General features: G+C 69.1%; 20 protein-coding genes. 10 read left to right on the top strand and 10 right to left on the bottom strand.

Annotation, left to right across the window (positions count from 1 at the left end; all coding sequences use genetic code 11):
* Positions 1-365 precede the first annotated feature (365 nt).
* On the bottom strand, positions 366-956 hold the full coding sequence (locus tag H1D24_RS04930; RefSeq protein WP_258563830.1) for a sugar transferase: 591 nt from the start codon (positions 954-956) through the stop codon (positions 366-368).
* A gap of 308 nt (positions 957-1,264) precedes the next feature.
* Between H1D24_RS04930 and H1D24_RS04925 the strand changes: the two genes are divergently transcribed.
* The 6 genes from H1D24_RS04925 to H1D24_RS04900 all read left to right on the top strand — a co-directional run bounded on the left by H1D24_RS04925 (position 1,265) and on the right by H1D24_RS04900 (position 7,909).
* Complete coding sequence (locus tag H1D24_RS04925; RefSeq protein WP_309484200.1) at positions 1,265-2,761, top strand: tyrosine-protein kinase domain-containing protein; 1,497 nt, start codon at positions 1,265-1,267, stop codon at positions 2,759-2,761.
* Positions 2,758-3,333, top strand: a complete 576-nt coding sequence (locus tag H1D24_RS04920; protein ID WP_181656120.1) for an arsenate reductase/protein-tyrosine-phosphatase family protein — start codon at positions 2,758-2,760, stop codon at positions 3,331-3,333. Before H1D24_RS04925 ends, H1D24_RS04920 begins: the two co-directional genes overlap by 4 nt.
* Positions 3,334-3,697: 364 nt before the next feature.
* Positions 3,698-5,548 carry a molecular chaperone DnaK gene (gene dnaK, locus H1D24_RS04915; protein WP_181656119.1) on the top strand — a complete coding sequence of 617 codons (1,851 nt, stop codon included), beginning with the start codon at positions 3,698-3,700 and terminating at the stop codon, positions 5,546-5,548.
* Positions 5,545-6,213, top strand: coding sequence for a nucleotide exchange factor GrpE (grpE, locus tag H1D24_RS04910; protein ID WP_181656118.1), 669 nt, complete (start codon positions 5,545-5,547; stop codon positions 6,211-6,213). The genes dnaK and grpE overlap by 4 nt, the downstream gene beginning before the upstream one ends.
* A gap of 54 nt (positions 6,214-6,267) precedes the next feature.
* Complete coding sequence (dnaJ, locus tag H1D24_RS04905; RefSeq protein ID WP_181656117.1) at positions 6,268-7,452, top strand: molecular chaperone DnaJ; 1,185 nt, start codon at positions 6,268-6,270, stop codon at positions 7,450-7,452.
* A gap of 4 nt (positions 7,453-7,456) precedes the next feature.
* Positions 7,457-7,909 carry a heat shock protein transcriptional repressor HspR gene (locus tag H1D24_RS04900; protein ID WP_181656116.1) on the top strand — a complete coding sequence of 151 codons (453 nt, stop codon included), beginning with the start codon at positions 7,457-7,459 and terminating at the stop codon, positions 7,907-7,909.
* 60 nt (positions 7,910-7,969) lie between these two features.
* On the opposite strand, the gene H1D24_RS42095 is transcribed toward H1D24_RS04900, so the two are convergent.
* Positions 7,970-9,943, bottom strand: coding sequence for a PA14 domain-containing protein (locus tag H1D24_RS42095; protein WP_181656115.1), 1,974 nt, complete (start codon positions 9,941-9,943; stop codon positions 7,970-7,972).
* 414 nt (positions 9,944-10,357) lie between these two features.
* On the opposite strand from H1D24_RS42095, the gene H1D24_RS04890 reads away from it, so the two are divergent.
* A complete protein-coding gene (locus tag H1D24_RS04890; RefSeq protein WP_181656114.1) occupies positions 10,358-11,914 on the top strand; it encodes a hypothetical protein in 1,557 nt (518 codons plus the stop codon).
* 141 nt (positions 11,915-12,055) lie between these two features.
* Here H1D24_RS04890 and H1D24_RS04885 read toward each other — a convergent pair whose 3' ends face one another.
* The 3 genes from H1D24_RS04885 to H1D24_RS04875 form a co-directional block, all read right to left on the bottom strand.
* On the bottom strand, positions 12,056-12,475 hold the full coding sequence (locus tag H1D24_RS04885) for a VOC family protein (protein WP_181656113.1): 420 nt from the start codon (positions 12,473-12,475) through the stop codon (positions 12,056-12,058).
* Between the two features lie 102 nt (positions 12,476-12,577).
* Entirely contained in the window at positions 12,578-12,772 is a 195-nt protein-coding gene (locus H1D24_RS04880) for a DUF397 domain-containing protein (protein ID WP_181656112.1), read from the bottom strand.
* Between the two features lie 10 nt (positions 12,773-12,782).
* A complete protein-coding gene (locus H1D24_RS04875; RefSeq protein WP_181656111.1) occupies positions 12,783-13,664 on the bottom strand; it encodes a helix-turn-helix domain-containing protein in 882 nt (293 codons plus the stop codon).
* A gap of 254 nt (positions 13,665-13,918) precedes the next feature.
* Between H1D24_RS04875 and H1D24_RS04870 the strand changes: the two genes are divergently transcribed.
* Positions 13,919-14,347, top strand: a complete 429-nt coding sequence (locus tag H1D24_RS04870) for an ATP-binding protein (RefSeq protein WP_181656110.1) — start codon at positions 13,919-13,921, stop codon at positions 14,345-14,347.
* 129 nt (positions 14,348-14,476) lie between these two features.
* Positions 14,477-15,136, top strand: coding sequence for a Uma2 family endonuclease (locus H1D24_RS04865; protein ID WP_181656109.1), 660 nt, complete (start codon positions 14,477-14,479; stop codon positions 15,134-15,136).
* Positions 15,137-15,202: 66 nt separating this feature from the next.
* Here the strand turns inward: H1D24_RS04865 and H1D24_RS04860 are convergent, their stop codons facing one another.
* The 4 genes from H1D24_RS04860 to H1D24_RS04845 all read right to left on the bottom strand — a co-directional run bounded on the left by H1D24_RS04860 (position 15,203) and on the right by H1D24_RS04845 (position 19,771).
* A complete protein-coding gene (locus tag H1D24_RS04860; RefSeq protein ID WP_258563829.1) occupies positions 15,203-16,093 on the bottom strand; it encodes a transglutaminase family protein in 891 nt (296 codons plus the stop codon).
* 5 nt (positions 16,094-16,098) lie between these two features.
* Positions 16,099-17,031 (bottom strand): alpha-E domain-containing protein, encoded by a 933-nt coding sequence (locus H1D24_RS04855; protein ID WP_181656108.1) that lies wholly within the window; start codon positions 17,029-17,031, stop codon positions 16,099-16,101.
* A gap of 92 nt (positions 17,032-17,123) precedes the next feature.
* Positions 17,124-18,674 carry a circularly permuted type 2 ATP-grasp protein gene (locus tag H1D24_RS04850; RefSeq protein ID WP_181656107.1) on the bottom strand — a complete coding sequence of 517 codons (1,551 nt, stop codon included), beginning with the start codon at positions 18,672-18,674 and terminating at the stop codon, positions 17,124-17,126.
* Between the two features lie 86 nt (positions 18,675-18,760).
* On the bottom strand, positions 18,761-19,771 hold the full coding sequence (locus H1D24_RS04845; RefSeq protein WP_181656106.1) for a helix-turn-helix transcriptional regulator: 1,011 nt from the start codon (positions 19,769-19,771) through the stop codon (positions 18,761-18,763).
* 298 nt (positions 19,772-20,069) lie between these two features.
* Here H1D24_RS04845 and H1D24_RS04840 point away from each other — a divergent pair, with 298 nt between their 5' ends.
* Positions 20,070-20,417, top strand: coding sequence for a Rieske (2Fe-2S) protein (locus tag H1D24_RS04840; protein ID WP_181656105.1), 348 nt, complete (start codon positions 20,070-20,072; stop codon positions 20,415-20,417).
* A gap of 170 nt (positions 20,418-20,587) precedes the next feature.
* Here H1D24_RS04840 and H1D24_RS04835 read toward each other — a convergent pair whose 3' ends face one another.
* Positions 20,588-21,001, bottom strand: a complete 414-nt coding sequence (locus tag H1D24_RS04835; RefSeq protein WP_181656104.1) for a pyridoxamine 5'-phosphate oxidase family protein — start codon at positions 20,999-21,001, stop codon at positions 20,588-20,590.
* Between the last annotated feature and the right edge of the window lie 67 nt (positions 21,002-21,068).

Below are 21,068 nucleotides of genomic sequence, written 5' to 3'. Positions count from 1 at the left end.
GAGATGTCTGCGGTGTCGATCTTCCGGCGCCGGACAATGCATACCTGTTGAAATGGGCGAATTCGGCGAAGGAACGTTGTTTCTCGCCAGAGCTCCCCTGATTGGCAGCGTGCGCCGGGGTGGGGCAGGGCCTGCAGCTCACCGGTGTAATGGGGGCTCATGCCGCGGGCATTCTGCTGAGTGGGAGTTGGAGACTCCACAGACTGCGGTTCAAACCGGCTGCATTGCCTCGGCGAGGGAACGAGCAAACTGACCGTTTGATCGGCGACGTGGTTCTGGGTCAGCTTGCCGCTCCACGTCTTCGCGGGTGTTGGCCGCTCCAACCCCGTGGCGCAGGTGGACTGAGGCTCCAGCGGGCCGCTGACTCAGTGTGCGCCGCGCATGGCCAGCACCGCTGGGACCGTACGGAGGAGAATGGCGAGGTCCAGGCCCAGTGAGCGGTGCTTCACGTAGTACAGGTCCAGCCGGACCATCTCGTCCCAGGGCAGCTCGGAGCGCCCGCTGACCTGCCACAGGCCGGTCAGCCCTGGCGGTACGGAGAGCCGGGCGCGGGCCGGACCGGTATAGCCCGAGTCCTCGAGCGGCAGCGGGCGGGGACCGACCAGGGACATCTCTCCACGCAACACATTGATCAGCTGCGGTAGTTCGTCCAACGAGAGGCGGCGCAGCAGCCGCCCCACCGGGGTGATACGGGGGTCGTCACGGAGCTTGAAGAGATGGCCGTTCGTCTCGTTGCATGCCACGAGGGCGTCCCGTTGGGCGTCCGCACCAGCTTGCATGGTGCGGAACTTGAGCATCTTGAACGGGCGTCCGTTGTGCCCGGCCCGAGCCTGCCGGAAGAGCGCGCCGCCTGGGGAGGTGGTGGCGATGGCGACGCCGATGACGGTGATCAAAGGGGCCGTCAGCAGCAGCAGCGCCAGGCTGCCGACCACATCGATGAACCGCTTGACCAGCATGACTCGCATCCGTTCGTTGGGATTCAACATGCTCTGTTGAGAAATGCCCTTTTTGAGGCTAGGACTCTCTCACGACGCCCGGGGCACGATGGGTGGTGCGCCGCGCGTGTCGTGCCCACGGAGGGGTCGCCGAGGTCGGGAGGCGACTCGCTCCCCTGCCGTAGTGACCGGGGAGCGGGTCCTGACGCTCTGTATGACTGACGTGCCGTCGAACGGGTGACTCCCGTGTTTGAGATGCCGGAGCGCCTATCCTCTGCGATGCACATAGGGAGCAAACCGGAATTTTCCCTGACTATTTCTTTAGCCCTGTGAGGGGTACAACGTTGGATCTCCGCGGATATCTCAAGGTTCTCGCCAGACGCTGGCCGACTATCATGGTCTGCCTGCTGCTCGGCATCGGGGCGGGTCAGGCCGCCAACGAGCTGATCAGACCCGTCTACGAGGCCCGCACTCAGCTCTTCGTCGCCACCCGGACCGGTGCCGGCACCGCTGAGCTCAACCAGGGCCAGAGCTTCTCGCAGGCTCGGGTCCAGTCGTACGCGGCGATCGTCGCCACCCGCCAGGTGACCGAACCAGTGGTGCGTGAGCTGGGGTTGCGGACCACGCCGGAGCAGCTGGCGTCCCGGATCACGGCGGAAGTCCCGCTCAATACGGTGCTCATCAACATCACGGTCCGGGACACGTCGCCGTTGAGTGCCGCCCGTATCGCGAATGCCGTTGCGGCGCGTTTCGGCACTGTCGTCGAGCAGCTGGAGACGCCGAAGCAGGCGGCGGAGCCCGCGCCTTCTCCGCCGGCGGGCGACCCGGCCGCCGAGGCCGACCCGGCCCCCGCTCCCGTCTCGCCGGTCTCGCTCGGCATCACCGAGCGGGCCTCCGTTCCCAGTGCCCCGGTCTCACCGCGACACCTGCTCAACCTGGCAGCCGGTCTCATCGGCGGGCTGCTCCTCGGCGCCGGAGTCGTCGCCCTGCGCGAGACCCTCGACACGACCCTCAAGACCAGTGAGGCGCTCAGCGAGCTCATCGCGCTGCCGGTCCTCGGGTCCATCCCGTTCGACAAGGACGCCACGAAGCAGCCACTGGCCACCGGTGCCGCCAAGCACTCGACCCGCGCGGAGGCCTTCCGGAAACTGCGCACGAATCTGCAGTTCGCTCAGGTCGACGACCGGCCGCGGGTGATCGTCGTGACCAGCCCGGTGCCCGGCGAGGGCAAGACCAACACCGCTGCCAACCTGGCCCTTTCACTCGCCGAGGCTGGCATCGTGACCTGCTTGGTCGACGCCGATCTCCGCAGGCCGTGCGTGGCGCGCACCTTCGGTCTGGTGCAGAACGCCGGACTGACCACCGTGCTCATCGGACAGGCCCGCATCGAGGAAGTGATGCAGCAGGCCGGGAGCCGCCTGTCGGTGCTCACCAGCGGCGCGGTGCCGCCCAACCCGACGGAGCTGCTGTCGTCGGACCGGATGGGCGAGCTGCTGCGTGAACTCGCCGGGCGCTACGAGGCGGTGATCGTCGACACCGCTCCCCTGCTGCCGGTCGCCGACACGGTCGGCCTGGCCCCGCTCGCCCAGGGCGCGCTGCTCGTCGTACGCGCTTCGAAGACCGGCCGCGACCAGGTCCGTTCGGCCGCCGAATCGCTCAGCCAGGTGGGGGTACGCACCCTCGGCACCGTCTTCAGCATGGCCCCGCTCAACAAGGGCAAGGGCTATGGCTACGGGAATTACGGCGAGCTGCCCGCGCCCCGGCCGTCAGGCCGGCGCAAGGAGGCCGCCGAGCCCGCCGTGACCCACCTCGCGGGCGAGAAATGACCCGGGTGCTCTTCGTCTGCACGGGCAATGTGCACCGCTCGGCGCTCGCCGAGCGGCTGCTCGCGGCCAGGCTCGCGCCCGGGTCGGCCGTGTGGCCGGAGAGCGCCGGCACCGGGGCGCGGCACCACAGCGGTATGGACGCGGCTACCCGGCGGGTTCTGGAGGAACTGGGCGGCGACGGGGCCGGGTTCGTGTCCCGCCCGCTCACCGAGGACCTCGTCGGCGGGGCAGACCTGATCCTCGGGCTCGCACGCGAGCACCGGGAGGCCGCGGTGCGGATCTCACCGCTGGCGATGCGGCGCTGCTTCACGCTCAAGGAGTTCGTACGGCTCGCTGACGGGGCCTCCGCAGATGTGGTCGCGGAGGCCGCCGGCCGCAGGGGCCTCGTCGCCGCGGTCCCCGGCCTGGAGGACGACGTCGAGGACCCGTGGGCCCAGCCGATCGGCGTCCTGCGCGCCTGCGCGCACGAGATCGACGTCATCGTGACCCGGCTCGCCGGGCTGCTGGACCCGGCCTCCACGAGGACGCTCTCCGGCGTCGCGACTGGGAGGCCCTTCGACACGGTCGTGTGACCCACCACGGGGTCGTATGACCCCGCGACAGGGTCGTATGACCCCGCGACGGGGTCGCGTGAACACGGATCGCAGGGCGGACGCCCGAGCGACGATGGCCTGAGAGCTCGCATGGACCTAAGGGCTCGCACAGAGGACATTCGGGCCCGACCTCACGAGACAAAAGGGGCGTAAGCTCCAACCGAGCGCCAGCGCCAGCGCCGGGGCGCCAGGCGCCACCAGTGCCAGCGACGCGGCCTGTGGTGCGCTTGCCCATAAGCCCTAGATAAAAAGTTGAGCCTCGTCGACTCAGGTCTGTTGACTCGCCCACATCCTTCATGCATCCTTGAGCCTGTTCCACTCAAGTCATGCTGGAGGAATTGAAATGGCACGTGCGGTCGGCATCGACCTGGGCACGACTAACTCCGTCGTCAGCGTTCTGGAGGGCGGTGAGCCCACCGTCATCACCAACGCCGAGGGCGCCAGGACCACGCCGTCCGTCGTCGCCTTCGCCAAGAACGGTGAGGTGCTCGTCGGCGAGGTCGCCAAGCGCCAGGCGGTCACGAACGTGGACAGGACCATCCGGTCGGTCAAGCGCCACATGGGCACCGACTGGAAGATCAACCTGGACGGCAAGGACTTCAACCCGCAGCAGATCAGCGCCTTCATCCTGCAGAAGCTGAAGCGGGACGCCGAGGCGTACCTGGGCGAGAAGGTGACCGACGCGGTCATCACCGTCCCGGCCTACTTCAACGACTCCGAGCGCCAGGCGACGAAGGAGGCCGGCGAGATCGCCGGTCTGAACGTTCTGCGTATCGTCAACGAGCCGACCGCCGCCGCCCTGGCGTACGGCCTCGACAAGGACGACCAGACCATCCTCGTCTTCGACCTCGGTGGCGGCACCTTCGACGTGTCCCTCCTGGAGATCGGCGACGGCGTCGTCGAGGTGAAGGCCACCAACGGCGACAACCACCTCGGTGGTGACGACTGGGACCAGCGCGTCGTCGACTACCTGGTCAAGCAGTTCAACAGCGGCCACGGCGTCGATCTGTCCAAGGACAAGATGGCCCTCCAGCGCCTCCGTGAGGCCGCCGAGAAGGCCAAGATCGAGCTGTCCTCGTCCACCGAGACCTCGATCAACCTGCCCTACATCACGGCGTCCGCCGAGGGCCCGCTGCACCTGGACGAGAAGCTCACGCGCGCCCAGTTCCAGCAGCTCACCGCCGACCTGCTCGAGCGCTGCAAGACCCCGTTCCACAACGTGATCAAGGACGCGGGCATCGCGCTCGGCGAGATCGACCACGTCGTCCTCGTCGGCGGCTCGACCCGTATGCCCGCCGTCGCCGAGCTCGTCAAGGAGCTGACCGGCGGCAAGGACGCCAACAAGGGCGTCAACCCGGACGAGGTCGTCGCCATCGGCGCCGTCCTGCAGGCCGGTGTCCTCAAGGGTGAGGTCAAGGACGTCCTGCTCCTCGACGTGACCCCGCTGTCCCTCGGTATTGAGACCAAGGGCGGCATCATGACCAAGCTCATCGACCGGAACACGACCATCCCGACCAAGCGGTCGGAGATCTTCACCACGGCCGAGGACAACCAGCCGTCCGTGCAGATCCAGGTCTACCAGGGCGAGCGCGAGATCGCGGCGTACAACAAGAAGCTCGGCATGTTCGAGCTCACCGGTCTGCCGCCGGCCCCGCGCGGCGTCCCGCAGATCGAGGTCGCGTTCGACATCGACGCCAACGGCATCATGCACGTCACGGCCAAGGACCTCGGCACGGGCAAGGAGCAGAAGATGACCGTCACCGGCGGCTCCTCGCTGCCGAAGGACGAGGTCGACCGCATGCGCCAGGAGGCCGAGCAGTACGCGGAGGAGGACCACCGCCGCCGCGAGGCCGCCGAGAGCCGCAACCAGGGCGAGCAGCTCGTCTACCAGACCGAGAAGTTCCTCAAGGACAACGAGGACAAGGTCCCGGGCGAGATCAAGACCGAGGTCGAGTCCGCCGTCGAGGAGCTGAAGGAGAAGCTCAAGGGCGAGGACACGGCCGAGATCCGCACCGCCACGGAGAAGGTCGCGGCCGTCTCGCAGAAGCTGGGCCAGGCCATGTACGCCGACGCCCAGGCCGCGCAGGCCGCGGGCGGCGCCGGTGACGCCGGTGCCGGTCAGGCCAAGGCCGCTGACGACGATGTCGTCGACGCCGAGATCGTCGACGAGGACCGCAAGGACGGTGCCGCGTGACGGAGGAGACCCCGGGCTTCGAAGAGCAGCCCGACGTCCCCTCCGGCGCCACCGCAGAAGACGCCGAGTCGAAGGCCGCCGAGCCCAAGGAGGGCGCGGCGGCCCCGGCCGGGGACGCAACTCAGACGGCAGGCCTGACGGCCGAGCTGGACCAGGTGCGCACCGCGCTCGCCGAGCGCACGACGGACCTCCAGCGGCTGCAGGCGGAGTTCCAGAACTACCGCCGCCGTGTCGAGCGGGACCGGATCGCGGTCAAGGAGATCGCCATCGCGAACCTCCTGACCGAGCTCCTGCCCGTGCTCGACGACATCGGTCGCGCGCGGGAGCACGGCGAACTCGTGGGCGGGTTCAAGTCGGTGGCCGAATCGCTGGAGACGGTCGCCGCCAAGATGGGCCTGCAGCAGTTCGGCAAGGAGGGCGAGCCCTTCGACCCGACGATCCACGAGGCGTTGATGCACTCGTATGCGCCCGACGTCACGGAGACGACGTGCGTGGCGATTCTGCAGCCGGGGTACCGGTTCGGCGAGCGCACCATCCGCCCCGCGCGGGTGGCCGTCGCCGAGCCCCAGCCCGGCGCGCAGACCGTCAAGGCCGAGAAGGCCGACGGGAACGACGGTTCTTCGGAAGCGGCGGACAAGGAGAACGGTGGCCCGGACGAGGGCTGACGTCATACGAACGGTACGGATCGCCGTACGGACGAGGAAGGAGGGACGTCGGGGATGAGCACCAAGGACTTCATCGAGAAGGACTTCTACAAGGTCCTCGGCGTCCCCAAGGACGCCACCGAGGCCGAGATCAAGAAGGCGTACCGGAAGCTCGCCCGCGAGTACCACCCGGACGCCAACAAGGGGAACGCCAAGGCCGAGGAGCGCTTCAAGGAGATCTCCGAGGCGAACGACGTCCTCGGCGACCCCAAGAAGCGCAAGGAGTACGACGACGCGCGCGCCCTCTTCGGCAACGGCGGCTTCCGTCCCGGGCCGGGCGCGGGCGGCGGAACGTTCAATTTCGACCTGGGCGACCTCTTCGGCGGGGGAGCCCAGGGCGGCGCTGGCGGTGCCGGGGGATTCGGCGGCGGACTCGGTGACGTCTTCGGGGGACTGTTCAACCGCGGTGGCGCGGGCGCGGGCACGCGGACGCAGCCGCGGCGCGGCCAGGACATCGAGTCCGAGGTCACGCTGAGCTTCACGGAGGCCGTGGACGGCGCGACCGTCCCGCTGCGGATGTCGTCGCAGGCGCCGTGCAAGGCCTGTTCCGGCACCGGCGACAAGAACGGCACGCCGCGTGTGTGCCCGACTTGCGTCGGCACCGGCCAGGTGGCGCGCGGCTCGGGCGGCGGCTTCTCGCTGACCGATCCCTGCCCCGACTGCAAGGGTCGCGGCCTGATCGCCGAGCACCCCTGCCTGGAGTGCAATGGCAGTGGCCGCGCCAAGTCGTCCCGGACCATGCAGGTCCGCATCCCCGCGGGGGTGACGGACGGCCAGCGGATCAGGCTCCGCGGCAAGGGCTCACCCGGTGAGCGGGGCGGCCCGGCGGGCGACCTGTACGTGGTCGTGCACGTCGACGCCCACCCTGTCTTCGGCCGCAAGGGCGACAACCTCACCGTCACCGTGCCGGTCACCTTCGCGGAGGCCGCGCTCGGCGGGGAGGTGAAGGTGCCCACGCTCGGGGGCCCGCCGGTCACGCTGAAGCTGCCGCCGGGCACGCCCAACGGGCGCACGATGCGCGCCCGTGGCAAGGGCGCGGTCCGCAAGGACGGCACCCGCGGCGACCTGCTGGTCACCGTCGAGGTCGCCGTGCCGAAGGACGTGACGGGCAAGGCCCGGGACGCCCTGGAGGCGTATCGCGAGGCGACCGCGGGGGACGACCCGCGGGCGGAGCTGTTCCAGGCCGCGAAGGGAGCATGACGCAATGGACGGCCGTCGGCGGAACCCTTACGAACTCACCGAAGAGACGCCGGTGTACGTCATCTCGGTGGCGGCCCAGCTGAGCGGGCTGCACCCGCAGACCCTGCGTCAGTACGACCGTCTCGGCCTGGTCTCCCCGGACCGCACCGCGGGCCGGGGCCGGCGCTACTCGGCCCGTGACATCGAGCTGCTCCGCCAGGTGCAGCAGCTGTCGCAGGACGAGGGCATCAACCTCGCCGGCATCAAGCGCATCATCGAGCTGGAGAACCAGGTCGTCGCGCTCCAGCAGCGCGTCGCGGAGCTCCAGGACGCGCTGGACGGCGCGGCGGCGACGATGCGGCAGCGCGAGGCGGCGGTCCATGCGTCGTACCGCCGGGATCTGGTGCCGTACCAGGAGGTGCAGCAGACCAGCGCGCTGGTGGTGTGGCGGCCGAAGCGGCAGCAGCAGTCCGACTGACGCACGTCGAACATGCCAAGGGGCCCGGAGGCCGAACCTCCGGGCCCCTTCGTCATGCCGTCAGGAGGACGGCGGTACGGCCACGCTCACCAGGACCGGCAGCGATGTGGTGCCGTCCTCGTGGACGCCGACGACCTGGTACCACAGGGACGTTCCGGTGGGGACGTTCTCGTCGTCGAGCGGGTAGGAGTCCTCCGGCAGCGCGTCGAAGGTGGCGGTCCCCGGGTTCCAGCGGGCGGCGCGGAAACTCGCGTACTCCTCCGTGCCCGCGGGCGACCAGGCGCTGACCTGCACATTGCCGATGGCGGAGAGCGACGCGTCGGCGGCGTGGGTGGCGCCGGCCGGGGTCTCCACCGTGGGCCGCAGATCGTGCTCGGTGACGTGGACCGTGGTGCCGGCGCTGAGGTTGCCGGCGAAGTCGGCGGGCCGCACGACGTAGCAGAGGTTCTCGCCGTCCGCCACATTGACGTCCCGCCACGACGTCTCGGTCACGCGGGTGTAGCCGAGCTTCTCGGTGTCCGTGCAGACGCCGTCGACGGTGGTGCCACGCCACACGGTGTACTCGTCGAGATCGGCATCGGCCACCTGCGACCAGGCAAGAGTGGTGCCCCAATCCTCGACGGTCGCGGTCACGGACGCCGGAGCCGCGGGCGCCTGCTTGTCGGTGCCGGTGGTGGCCGCCACCTCGCCGCTGCGCAGGCCCTCCTTGTCGTTGACGTCGTAGCCGCTGACGGCGTAGCGGTACGCGGTGTTGGTGCCGGCCGACCAGTCGGTGCACAGGTACTGGTCGGTGCCGTCGGCTAGTTCGCGCTCGGTCCAGTGGCAGCGATCGGTCACCTCGACCCAGTCGGTGCTCGTGCCGGTGGCGCGGTAGATCCGGAAGCCCATGTAGGACCCGCCGGTGTCGTAGTCCGCGTCCCAGGTCACGGTGACCGCGCTGGTGGCGGGGAAAGCCTTGCCGATCGTCGGCGCGGCCACCAGGCGGCGGGCGGTCTTGGCCGTGGAGTAGGCGGTGACCCGGCCGCTCGCGTCGATCGCGGCGACCCGGTACTCGTGCTGGGCGGAGCGGGTCACGCTGGTGTCGGTGAGCGAGGTGCCGGTGGGCTGCCAGGTGGCGCCCCCGTCGATGTAGTGAGACGAGCGGACCACCTTGTACTTGACCGCCCCGGGCACCGCGTCCCAGCTCAGGGCGATCCCGGCGTCGGTGCCGGTGGCGGTGAGGCCGGTCGGCGTGGTGACGGCGATGCTGGTCACCGTGGCGCGCGAGGTGTCGGCCGAGTAGTTCCTGGCCTTGTCGTACGCCCGGACCAGGTACTCGTACGTCTCCCCGGTGGCGGGCGGCGTGTCGGTGTACGAGGTGGTGGTGGTCCCCAGCTCGCGCAGGATCTGCCAGCTGGTGGTGCCCGCCACGCGCCGGTAGACGCGGTATCCGGCCAGGTCCATCTCGACGTTCTTCGACCAGGTGAGCTTGGTCTGCTGGGTGTCGTTCGCGTACGCGGCCTTGAACCCCGTCGGCGCCAGGGGCTTGACCTTGTCGACGTCCGCCGAAGTCCTCGGCACATAGCCGAACTTGACGTTCGCCGCGCCGGTCCAGTTGACGAAGTCGATACGGAGCGTGTGCTTGCCGGAGGGGATGGTGACGTTGACGGTCTTCTTCTGGGTCGTCGAGACGTTCTTCCAGAGGTCGACCTTGCGGACGCCGTCGAGGTAGACCCGGATGCCGTCGCGCGACTCGACCGGGAAGGCGAACGGGCCGCCGGAGCCGAAGTCGCGGGTGACGGTCCAGCGGACGCCGAAGTTGTTGCTGGGCAGCCCCGAAGCCGGTGCTCCGGTGCCCCAGTTCTGGTCGATCTTCGAGTCGCAGTCGGTCTTCTTCGGCGTACCGGAGAAGGTGGTGTTCGCGAAGAACTGCCGCTTGTACACGGGGGACGTGCAGCTTACGGCGGCGGAGGCGGAGACCGCGGTGAGCAGGCCGCCCGCGGTGGCGAGGACGACCGCCGCGGACACGGCGGTCGTACGGGCACGAGTGGTCACGTGTGAGGCTCTTTCAGGCCCGGACCGACAGCGGCGTGGGATGCCGTGGCGCGCGGGCGGGGGAGGCGGGACAGCGGGACCGTGGGGGGACCTGCGGGTCAGGTGGGGCTGAAGAGTCCGCCGGTGGGGGCACTTTAGCGGCTGGGGCCGAGTGCTGACCAGCGCTGATCGGAGCCCACAACCTGGCTGGAAAGAGTGACATCGGGTGGAATCGCCCGGTCATTCCGTCTCCGACCTCGCCTCGCTCACCAAGGTGTCCGGCAGGGCGCCGACCCGTACGCGGCGCATGCGCACCCCTCGGTGACGAGAAGAGGTCCCACCGTGACGATCAGGCGTACAGCGATCGGCCGAAGAGCGATCACGCGAAGAGCGATCAGGCGAAGAGCGCGTCACCTCCTGCCCGTCCTGCCGGCCGTGCTCGGGCTGCTGCTGGGCCTGGCTCCGGGGCCGACGAAGGCTCAGGAACGGTCCCCGGAACGGGCGATCGAGGCCACCGATGAGATCCGGGCGCCCGCGGCCAGGACCGCCACTCCGTCCGGGCACTTCCAGGCCGCCCAGCCGCCCCCGCTCGGACCCAGGCCCACGGAGACCGAGGAGGAGCTGCGCAGGTCCATGAAGATCCGGCCGCAGGAGCGCCCCGCGGACGGAACCGGTGATACCCCCCGGCGCCTGGCACCGCCCGCCCCTCAGGCCAACTTCGAGGGACTGAACGCGGGCTCCTGCTGCTCCCGCCCGCCGGACACCCATGGAGCCGTGGGTGTGAACCACTTCGTCGAGATCACCAACCACAGGGGCGTGGGCGTCTTCCGGAAGTCGGACGGCGCGCTGGTCAAGAACACGACCCTCAACAGCTTCTTCGGCTACACGGCCAGGACCATCTTCGATCCCCGGGTCGTGTACGACCGGCGGTGGGACCGCTGGGTCGTCTTCGGCGTGGCCTTCCAGGAGAGCTCGACGGTCCAGTACGTCTTCCTCGGGGTGTCCAGGACCCCCGACCCCACGGGGGCGTACTACCTCTACAAGTTCGACGTGCCGGAGTCGACGGGCAACATCTTCGACTACCCGCAGCTCGGCATGGACCAGGACGCCCTGATCGTCACCGCCAACATCTTCAGCGGGGACTCCTACATCCGTACGCGGGCCTTCGGCATTCCCAAGGCGGCGGCCTACAACGGACGGTCGTTCGCGCGGCCGTACTTCGACCTCGGTACGCCCGGGACCGTGGCACCTCCGATCGTGGAGGACAACAACGCGAACGCGTTCCTGGTGGCGGCGAGCGCCGGGAACCCGTCCCATCTGAAGCTGTTCCGGGCCACGGGCATCGGCCGGAGCACCGCGAGCATCGTGCTCCAGGCCCATGTGCCGGTGCCGGCGTTCTCCGTTCCGCCGGACGCCCGCCAGCCGGGCACGACCGACCGCCTCGACACCCTCAACGCCCGCTTCCAGAACGTCAGTACGCAGATCGGCAACCAGCTGCTGAACGTCCACACCATCAACGCGGACAACCGCGCGACGGCGAAGTGGTACCAGATCGACACGGCGACCAACACCGTTCCTGCCGGCCACTCCGGATTCGTCTTCGAGTCCGCGAGCTCCGACGACTTCAATCCCTCGGTGGCGGGCTCCGCCGTGGGCGGCACATCGGCGAACCCGATCGGGCGGATGTTCTTCACCTGGACGTCCACCACTGTCGCGAGCGGCGTCACCACCCGCCAGGCGACGGTGAAGGCCGGCGGCCGCCTCGCCACCGACACGGCGAACGTCACCGGCGGCACGAGCTTCGCCCGGGCCACCACGGCGTACAACCCTTCATCCGACACCGTCGAACGCTGGGGCGACTACTCCGCCGTCTCGATCGACCCGGTGGGGACCAGCAGCTGCCCGGTCGGCCAGCGGGCGTGGTTCGTGAACGAGCGGCACGTGAGCGCGACCGTGTGGGGGTCGCGGTTCGGGAGGCTCGGGTTCTGCTAGGCCGGCGGTCATCAGCGCCGGCGCGCAACCGGGAAGCGCTGCCCCTGACATGACGATGGCGCAACGACGTAAGTGATCTGGACCAGAGTCCGGACCACTGCTGACAGGGGGCCCTGGCGTGCGAGGGTGCTTCGTCGCCGCTCAGCCGGCCAGGCCGTTCGCGGCCAGCCACTGCGGATCCGGCGCCACCGTCTGCAGTACTTCCACCAGTACGCCGTCGGGCCCGGCGACCTGGAACCGGCGCTGCCCCCACGGCTCGGTGACCAGCGGCAGGACCACCTCGAGACCGGCCGCCCGCAACCGCTCATGCTCGACGTCGACATCCTCGACCAGGAACGCGAGGAGCGTGCCGACGACCGCCTTGCCCCGCGTCGCCTCAGGCCACGACTCGTGATCGCGCTGGACGAAGTCCAGGCTCAGGCTCGGGTGTTCGGGGTGTTGGGTGTTCACGTACCACCCCAGGTCGATCCCGACCTTGAACCCGAAGTGCGCACTGAACCAGGCCGCACTGCGCGCTGGATCCTCCGCCGCCACGGCCATGCCGACCAAACTGAACCGCATTCTGGTCCTCCCCCTTGTCGACGAGTCCCGGCGCCAAGGCAGCGCTGGGGCTGAGCTGCCAAGGGTTCCCCATCTGCGGCGGGCAAGCAATGAGCAGGGGACCTACTTCGCGCCGGGCGAGCCTGCCCTGAGGTGGTGGAGGAGGGCGGCGAGGCCGGCGGGTGTGGTGTGGAGGACGACGTCTGGGGTGTCGCTTTCGCGGAGGTGGATGGTGCTGTCGGGGGCGGCAGCGACGTATACGCAATCCCCCTGTGGGCCGCCGCTGAACGATGACTTCTGCCAGTTCAGTTCGGGCATCCGGACCTCCTTAGAGGGTGTAGAGCAGGTGCTGGATGAGGGCCAGCGAGTCCTTCACCGAGTGTGCTTCGGGGGCCAACGATACGTCGACGGGGGCGAGGGCGTTTTCAGCAAGTCGGTCGAACAGCTCCTCGTACCGATGGAGGTGGGCTGGCTCGCTCAAATAGGAGGAGCCAGTGGGACGTTCCAGTACCACCGTGCTCAGTTGCGGGAGGCTCGGGATGATGTGGACGAAGTTGCCGCTGAGCGCGGCATGCGCCTCCGCGCTGAACGGGTAGACCTGGATGGTCACGTGCGGCAGGCGGGCCAGCTCGATGAGTCGCAGCAACTGTTCCCGCACCACCTGGGTGCCGCCGAACCGCATGTGCAGGGCAGCTTCGTGGATCACCGCGTGTACTGATGGCGGGTTGTGGCGTGTGAGGATCCGCTGCCTCTCCATGCGGAACCTCAAGGCCTCGTCCACGTTTTCGAAGCCCAGTTTGGGGCTGTTGAAGATGGCTTTGGCGTAGTCGGCGGTCTGGAAGAGGCCCGGGATGAACAGCGTCTGGTGCACCCGCAGAGCCACGGCAGCCGCCTCCAGCTCGGCCAAACTGAGTGCGCCCGTTTCCATGGGCCCCTTGTAAGCGCTCCACCAGCCCTTGCCGGTTGCCTCGGACATGGTGACGAGAGCGTCGACGTACGTCTCATCTGTGCATCCATAGAGGCGACAGAGATCGCGGAGTCGTTCCGTCAGGATGGTCGTCTTGGCCGTCTCGATCTGACTCAACTGGGCGCGGCCCATGCCGATCCGCTCCGCGGCCTCCCCGGCGGTCAACCCTGCTTGTTCGCGCAGTTGTTTGAGCTCAAAGCCGAGTCGCCGCTGCCGCTCACTGATGGTGGTGCGCAATCCCACGGGCTACTCCTCGTCTGGTCGCTCAAAGTCTCTCCAGGTAAACGGAGTTCGTCCAACGGTATGCGCGAACAGCTTGAACAATGTAAACCTCTTCGCCTACCGTGAGTGTGGCACTGATAACGCTACGGAGCCGCTCAGCTCCCCTTGCCTGTAAGCCGACAGAGCACCCGCCCCTCTCACCAGGAGCGTGCGGGCAACGCCATCGCCCGGCACGGGAAGGACCTGCTCACGCCTGTCGATGGGAGTCGTCATTCATGCACCCCGCCCGAAGCGCTCCGCACCGCCCCGTCCAACCCTCGTACGAATACAGCCTCTTCGCCCCCGGCGACGCCACCGCCCCCAAGGTCTGCCGCGACTTCGTACGCGGCGTCCTGCTCGCCCTCGGTAGAGACCCGTTCGCCGACGCGGCAACGCTCTGCACGTCGGAACTCGTCACGAACGTCCACCTGCATACCAAGGGCTCCGCGATGGTGAGGGTCTGGCTCACCCCGGCGCGCCTCCGGGTCAGCGTCTTCGACGAGAGCCCGGACCCGCCGGTGGTGACGCGCCCCGCCGCAGGGGTCGCCGCCTGCTGGGGCCGCGGACTCGCGCTCGTCGCCGAGGTCGCGGACACGTGGGGCGTCGCGGACGAACGCGCGGGGCGCTACGCGAAGGGCGTTTGGTTCGAGCTCGGCCCCGGTTAGTCGTTTCTGCTTGCCCGGTTCGGGTGAACCGGGGAAATTTCCGCAGGTGAGGCCGTGTGCCCGCCTACCGTGGCGGCGTTGCTTGTGCCCCACGGACGCCAAGCCCACACTTGAGGAGGAGGTGCCGCCATGACCGCTCTTACGCACGAGGGGCCCGAGACCATGCCTGAGATCAGGACCGAGCCCGAGTCTGCGTCCGAGAACGGGTCTGACCTGGACGAGGTCCTGTGGCAGGCATGGAAGGCCATGGAACTCCCCGAGGGCTACCGCGCTGAGATCATCGAGGGAGCCATCGAGGTGTCGCCCACTGGTCGCCTGACCCACGCCCAAATCGCCAACCGTGTGCGACGGGCACTGGACAAGTTCCTGGACGGCGGCGAATACGCATGCCATCGGGACGCCAACGTGATCCACAAGCGCAAGGTGTGGATCCCTGACGCTGTCGTCGGGCCGGAGGATCTGGAGCCGTATGCGGATGAAGACGGCCTCGGGGTCAAGGCCAAGGCCGTTCACCTCGTCGTAGAGGTCGTCTCACCCGGCAAGCGCAACCAGGACCGTGACCGTGTCCGCAAGCGCCGCGAATACGCCCGAGCCGGCATCCCCGTCTACGTGATCATCGACGACTACGACGCCCAGGGCACCGTCACCGTCCTCACGGAGCCCCGCCCTGACAAAGCCGACTGGGTGGGTGTGCACAGGGTGCCGTACGGCACGGAGGTGATCATCCCCGAGGGTCCGGCCAAGGGATTCGCGATCACTGAGGGGATCACCGGTCCCGCACGAGCCTGACCTCGTACGGGCCTGCAGGAGCGCCCCGAACCCATGGACCCGTGGCGGAGGCGCCCCCACCCGCCCTCACGCCACCCGCGTGAACTCCACCAGCACCTCAGGCGGCCCGCCCGCCACCCCCCGGTACACCCCCTTGTGCGGAGTCACGTCGTCGTAGTCCCGCCCGCGGCCCACGATCACGTGGGACTCGTTCGCGCGGGTGCGGTTCGTCGGGTCGTAGCCGGACCAGTCGCCCGCCCAGTACTCGACCCAGGCGTGGCTCTGGCCCGCGACCGGGCGGTGGAGTTCCGCGTCGCGCTCCGGGTGGAGGTAGCCGGAGACGTACCGGGTGGGCAGGCCGATGGCGCGGAGCAGGCCCGCCGTCAGATGGGCTATGTCCTGGCAGACGCCGGCGCCCTGCTCCCAGGCCTCGGTGGCGACGGTCTGGACGCCTGTCGCGCCGGGGACGTACGCGACCCGGTCGGCCACGATGTCCGAGACGGCGGCGGCCGTCTCATGCGGGTCCAGGCCGCCCGACGCAGCACGGGCCAGGTCGGTCAGCTCCTCGGTCACGGCGGTACGCCGGGTGGGAACCATGTACTCCAACAGGCGCGAGTTCGAGGCCTCTTCGGCCACTTCTGCCCAGCTGGGCGGCGTCGCGAGGGGCACCGGAGGGGAGGTCTCCACCAGGCTCAGTGCCGTGATCGTCAGGTTCTCGTGCGGCTCCATCAGATCGAAGCCCGTGACCTGGGTGCCCCAGTAGTCCCAGTACGACCACATCGCCGTCGCCGGGCTGATGGTCACCCGGGCGTCCAGGGTGGTCTGCTCCGGCAGCGTGAGGGGGGTCATGCGGACCTCGTTGTGCGAGGAGACCGCCGCCTGCGCGTACGACACACACGTCTCGTGCCTGATCCGGAGCCTGCTCGTCCGCGGCCCCATAGCGCTCATCGTGTTCATGGTCGTCGTCCTTCCCGTCATCCCGCTCACGCTCCTTCCTGGGCCCACTCGACCGGGCCTTGGTACGGGAAGAACCTCTCCGCCACCGCCTCCGCCGAGGCCATGCAGGCCTGCTGCAGATCACGCAGCAGGTGCGGCAGCCCTTCCTCCAGCGCGGCCGAGTCCAGGTATTCCAGGCGCGTCCGCGTCCGGCCTATCGGTCGGCGCGCCGGGTCCTGGCGCGGACGGCCGAGCGCGGCCAGGCACTCCTCAGCAGTCGTGAGCGCATGCAGCGCCGAACGTGGGAAGTCCCTGTCCAGCAACAGGAATTCGGCTACCCGCGGGGTGTCGCCGAAACCGCCGTACACGCGCGCGTACGCCTCGTCCGCACCGCTCGCGCTCAGCAGCGTCGGCCAGTCGGGGGCATGGGCGGCATCCAGCACACGCACGGACAGCAGGCGGACCGTCATGTCCACCCGCTCGAGGCTGCGGCCGAGGACCACGAACCGCCAGCTGTCGTCCCGGCTCATCGTCGAGTCGGCGAGGCCGAAGAAGAGCGCTGCCCGGCGGCGTACCAGCTCCAGATACGCGTACGGGCCGGTGCGGCGCGCCGCCGTGCGCTGGTCGGCGAGCGCGTGCCAGGTGGAGTTGAGGCACTCCCACATCTCGGAGGAGACGGCCTCGCGGGCGCTGCGCGCGTTGAGCCGGGCCGCGCCGAGCGCCCCCTCGATGGAGCAGGTGGTGCGGGCGTCGAAGGCCAGCTGGTCGAGGACCTGCTGCATGTCTACGGGCTCGCCGCCCGCGTCCAGGCCGAGGATCGCGTACAGCGAGCGGCACGCGGTGTCCTCGTCGCGCCACGGGTCCTCCAGCAGGCGGTGCAGATACGCGTCGAGGATGCGGGCGGTCGCGTCGGCCCGTTCGACGTAGCGGCCGGTCCAGGTGAGGGCTTCGGCGATACGGGAGAGGATCACGTCGTTCACAGCTGTACCTCCTGCGCCGGAGGGCTGTCCGGAAGTCTGTCCCGGGTGTCCTGGCTGTCCTGGATGTGCTTGCTGTCCTGCAGGGGTGGTCCTCACTGCTGCTGCGCCCCTTCCGGTACGCCCTGGAGGGTGGTGCCGTCGGGCCCCAGCTGGCGCGGTGCGACCGGCGGCGGGGTGCCGGCCGGTTCGTCCGCTGCGGCGGACGCCGGGCTGCCGTCCGTGAGGACCCAGGTGTCCTTGGAGCCGCCGCCCTGGCTGGAGTTCACGATGAGGTTGCCCTCCTGGAGCGCCACCCGGGTGAGGCCGCCGGGCAGCACCCACACCTCGTCGCCGTCGTTCACGGCGAACGGGCGGAGGTCTATATGGCGCGGCGCCATTCCGTCGCCCGCCAGCGTGGGCGAGGTCGACAGAGCGACGGGTCGCTGGGCGATCCACCCGCGCGGATCGGCCACGACCTCCTTGCGGACCCGGTCCAGCGTGGCCTTGTCGGCGTGCGGACCGATGACGATGCCCTGGCCGCCGGCCCCGTCCACGGGCTTGATGACCAGCCGGTCGAGCTGGTCGAGCACGGCTTCCAACTGCCCCGGCTCATCCGGACGGAACGACTCCACGTTCGGCAGAATCGGTTCCTCAGAAAGGTAGTAGCGGATCAGATCCGGCACATACGTGTAGAGCAGCTTGTCGTCCGCGATGCCGTTGCCGACCGCGTTCGCGAGCGTGACCGTGCCCGCCTGCGCGGCGCCGAGGATGCCCGGGCAGCCGATCACCGAGTCCGGCCGGAAGTGCAGCGGATCGAGGAAGTCGTCGTCGAGCCGCCGGTATACGACATGGACCGGCATCTCACCGCGCGTCGTACGCATCCAGACCCGGTTGTTCCGGCAGACCAGATCGTGCCCCTCGACCAGCTGCACACCCATCAGCCGGGCCAGCAGGGCGTGTTCGAAGTACGCGGCGTTGCTCGGCCCGGGCGTCAGCACGACCACCCGTGGGTCGGCAACCCCGTCGGGCGCGGCGGCCCGCAGCGCGGCCAGCAACCGGTGCGCGTAGCCGTCGACCGGCAGCACATGCTGCTCGGCGAAGAGCGAGGGGAAGATCCGCGTCATCGCCCGCCGGTTCTCGATGACGTACGAAACCCCGGACGGCACCCGTACGTTGTCCTCGAGCACCCGGAAATCGCCCTGCTCATCCCGTACGAGATCGATCCCGGCGACGTGGATACGCACCCCGCCCGGTGGCTCGACAGGTCCCGCCGCTCTGTGGAAGTGCGGCGAGTTCAGCAGCAGCCGCCAGGGCACCACACCGTCCTCGAAGGCCCGGCACGACCCGTAGGCATCGGTGAGATACGCCTCGAGCGCCTTCACACGCTGGGCGACCCCGCGCGAGATCAGGTCCCACTCGAGCGCGTCGAGTATCCGCGGCACGAGGTCCAGCGGCCAGGGCCGCTCCTCGCCCGCGAAGGCGTAGGTCACACCCCGGTCCGTGAACGACCTCGCCATCTGGTCCGCCCTGAACCGCAGCTCGGCCGGATCCATCGGCTGCAGCGCCGCCAGCACCGGCTCATAGGCGGTCCTGACTTCACCCGGCCGCTCAAACATTTCGTCCCATGCATCGGCCAACGCGTATGCGTCGAATATGTCCGCCATGGCGCGACGTTAGATGCGATACGTAACATCCCGGTCTCCCGGTGGTTTCCGGCAGCTCACGGGGGTTCGGGCCGGCCGCTGACGCATCAGTGGTCCTGTTCCAGGATCCCCGACTGGGCGATGAGGTAGCCGAGTTGTGCGCGGCTGCCGCTGCCCAGGGCGGCGGCGAGTTTGGCGATGTGGGCGCGGCAGGTGCGTACGTTCATGCCGAGGCGGCGGGCTATGGCCTCGTCGACGTGGCCCTCGACGAGGAGCTTGGCTATGGAGCGCTGGACGCCGGTGATGCCGTCTGGGGTGGACTCGTAGGGGAGTTCGTCCCTGAGCGGGGTGGCGCGGCGCCACAGCTGCTCGAAGACCTTGGTCAGGTACTGCACCAAGCCGGGGTGACGGAGCTCCAGGGCGACCTGGCGGTCGTCGCGGGCGGGGATGAAGGCGACGGTCCGGTCGCAGATGATGAGCCGCTCGATGAGCTCCTCGAGGGTGCGGATCTCGACCTTGGCGCCGGCCATGTGTTCCACGTACGCAAAGGTGCTCTGGCTGTAGCGGACCGTGTGCTGGTAGAGCGTGCGGACGCTGATGCCGCGCTCTATCAGGGGTTTGCTGCGCTCCAGCGCCTCGCTCAGGACATGTTCGCTGCGGCCGCCTCCAGGCTGGACCGTGAGCACCTCGGTCTGGCTCTCGGCGATGGCCGCGTCGAGTGCCGCATTGATCCGGTTGAAGCCCTCCAGCACCGTGATCGCGTGGGTGGTCGCGCGCTTCTGGGCGCTGATGGCCAGGAACGGCTCGAAAGCGTCCGTCAGTTCCACCGAGAGCCGTCGGCGATCCTGAATCTCTCGTTCTATGGGGTGGAGGCGTTGCGCGAGCGCGGCCGTCGGGGGCACGGGACGGAGCCAGTTCGGGTCGTCCGGATCGGGATGGAGCAGTGCGTATTCGAGCAGGCAGGGGGCAGGCTCGACTTCGGCCCGGGCGATCCGCCCGGTGCCCAGGGCACTTGCGTAGAGCCTCGCCCCGGCTTCACATAGTTCCGTAATGGGGTGAGGGTGTGTCGGTTTTGAGTTGATTGTGGGCAAATCTCCACCCCCCAGGGTCCTGAACATGCAGGAACATGATGCATCGCCCCTGTGGCATTGACGTGCCTGAATGAGCCATCGTCTTGTTGCGCGGGGGAAAGGAAGCCCATCAAGTGAGGACGAAGCCGACTATGTGCAAGAGATTGCTTCGCTCGGTACTTGCCACCGCCATAGCTGCTGCTGCACTGGCGCTCGGGGTGAGTGGCCCCCCCGACGTCGGCTGGGATTCCACTCCTGCTACCACGAACGGCAGCGTGGCCCAGGCCGCTCAGCAGGATGACGTGGGTTGGGACAGCATTCCGGTTGACTCGGCCTCGGCAGACGCATGACCACCCCACCCGACGACCGTTCCTTCCGGCGCGAGATGGCGGTGGCCCGTCGCTCCGGGTGGCACTTCATCGACCTCGTCACGGCGGTCCCCGACCGTGGCGATTCGTTGATGGTCACCCTGGTCGGCGAGCCGATCGTCGTCGTACGCGACGAGGACGAGGACGTACGGGCCTACCGGTGCCTGCGCCGGCCCCGCGGGGCTCCCCAGCCCGTGCGGTGCGCTGTCCGGTACGGAATGATCTTCGTGAACCTCGATCAGCGGGATCACCAGCTGGTCGAGCCGGAAGCCCCGCAAGCCCCGCAAGCTCTACAGACCTTCTCCGCCACCCCCCGCAGTGCCTGACGCGATTCCCCCGTCGTAACAGATCGCTCAGGTGCTTCCCCCCGCAGCGGCGCCACCGTGACCTGAACACGGTGGCGCCGCTGCAGTTTGCGCTGGCGCGCGGCTTCCCGTTGTGGGCAGACGTTCCGCCCTAGCGGAACAACTGCCCACGGCGGCCGGCCGCAGCGGGGTCAGCCGCGGCCCATCGCCGCCGTCAGTTGGATCTCGATCGCCACGCGGTCGGGGTTCGGGGACGGTACGCGGCCGTACCGCTCCGCGTACCGCCGCTCGGCCTCTCCTATCCGCTCCGGCTCCGTGCATACGGTCGCGCGGCCCTCGAGGGTCGCCCAGCGGCGGCCGTCGACCTGGCAGACCGCGACCCGCGCCCCCTCGGGTCCGGCGGCCAGCACGTGCCCGACCTTCGCGCTCGACTTGTTCGTGATCACGCGTGCGAGGCCCGTCTCCGGGTCGTACGTCACCCCGACCGGCACCACGTGTGGCGTGCCGTCGGGCCGGAGCGTCGTCAACGTGCACAGGTGCCGCTCGCGCCAGAAGCTGAGGTAGGCGGGGTCGGGTCGGAGCGGATCGACGGGGTACGCAGCCATGGGTGCGAATCTACTTCCCCGGCCCCCTTGAGTGGAATAGACTCAACTTTGTGTACGTTGGCCAGGT

The sequence above is a fragment of the Streptomyces himalayensis subsp. himalayensis genome (assembly GCF_013778455.1).
Taxonomy (GTDB): Bacteria; Actinomycetota; Actinomycetes; order Streptomycetales; family Streptomycetaceae; genus Streptomyces; species Streptomyces himalayensis.
Note: the sequence above shows the minus strand (reverse complement) of the source record. Positions and strands in the feature narration are given on the sequence as shown.

Excerpts from the sequence above, each read along its gene's own strand:
- H1D24_RS04885 (WP_181656113.1), bottom strand. The coding sequence starts at position 12,475 with ATGCGGTTCAGTTTGGTCGGCATGGCCGTGGCGGCGGAGGATCCAGCG.
- H1D24_RS04850 (WP_181656107.1), bottom strand. The coding sequence starts at position 18,674 with ATGGCGGACATATTCGACGCATACGCGTTGGCCGATGCATGGGACGAA.
- H1D24_RS04900 (WP_181656116.1), top strand. The coding sequence starts at position 7,457 with ATGGACGGCCGTCGGCGGAACCCTTACGAACTCACCGAAGAGACGCCG.
- dnaJ (WP_181656117.1), top strand. The coding sequence starts at position 6,268 with ATGAGCACCAAGGACTTCATCGAGAAGGACTTCTACAAGGTCCTCGGC.
- H1D24_RS04845 (WP_181656106.1), bottom strand. The coding sequence starts at position 19,771 with ATGTTCAGGACCCTGGGGGGTGGAGATTTGCCCACAATCAACTCAAAA.
- H1D24_RS04930 (WP_258563830.1), bottom strand. The coding sequence starts at position 956 with ATGCTGGTCAAGCGGTTCATCGATGTGGTCGGCAGCCTGGCGCTGCTG.
- H1D24_RS04880 (WP_181656112.1), bottom strand. The coding sequence starts at position 12,772 with ATGCCCGAACTGAACTGGCAGAAGTCATCGTTCAGCGGCGGCCCACAG.
- H1D24_RS04860 (WP_258563829.1), bottom strand. The coding sequence starts at position 16,093 with ATGACGGGAAGGACGACGACCATGAACACGATGAGCGCTATGGGGCCG.
- H1D24_RS04870 (WP_181656110.1), top strand. The coding sequence starts at position 13,919 with ATGCACCCCGCCCGAAGCGCTCCGCACCGCCCCGTCCAACCCTCGTAC.
- H1D24_RS04835 (WP_181656104.1), bottom strand. The coding sequence starts at position 21,001 with ATGGCTGCGTACCCCGTCGATCCGCTCCGACCCGACCCCGCCTACCTC.
- H1D24_RS04840 (WP_181656105.1), top strand. The coding sequence starts at position 20,070 with ATGACCACCCCACCCGACGACCGTTCCTTCCGGCGCGAGATGGCGGTG.
- H1D24_RS04865 (WP_181656109.1), top strand. The coding sequence starts at position 14,477 with ATGACCGCTCTTACGCACGAGGGGCCCGAGACCATGCCTGAGATCAGG.
- H1D24_RS04920 (WP_181656120.1), top strand. The coding sequence starts at position 2,758 with ATGACCCGGGTGCTCTTCGTCTGCACGGGCAATGTGCACCGCTCGGCG.
- dnaK (WP_181656119.1), top strand. The coding sequence starts at position 3,698 with ATGGCACGTGCGGTCGGCATCGACCTGGGCACGACTAACTCCGTCGTC.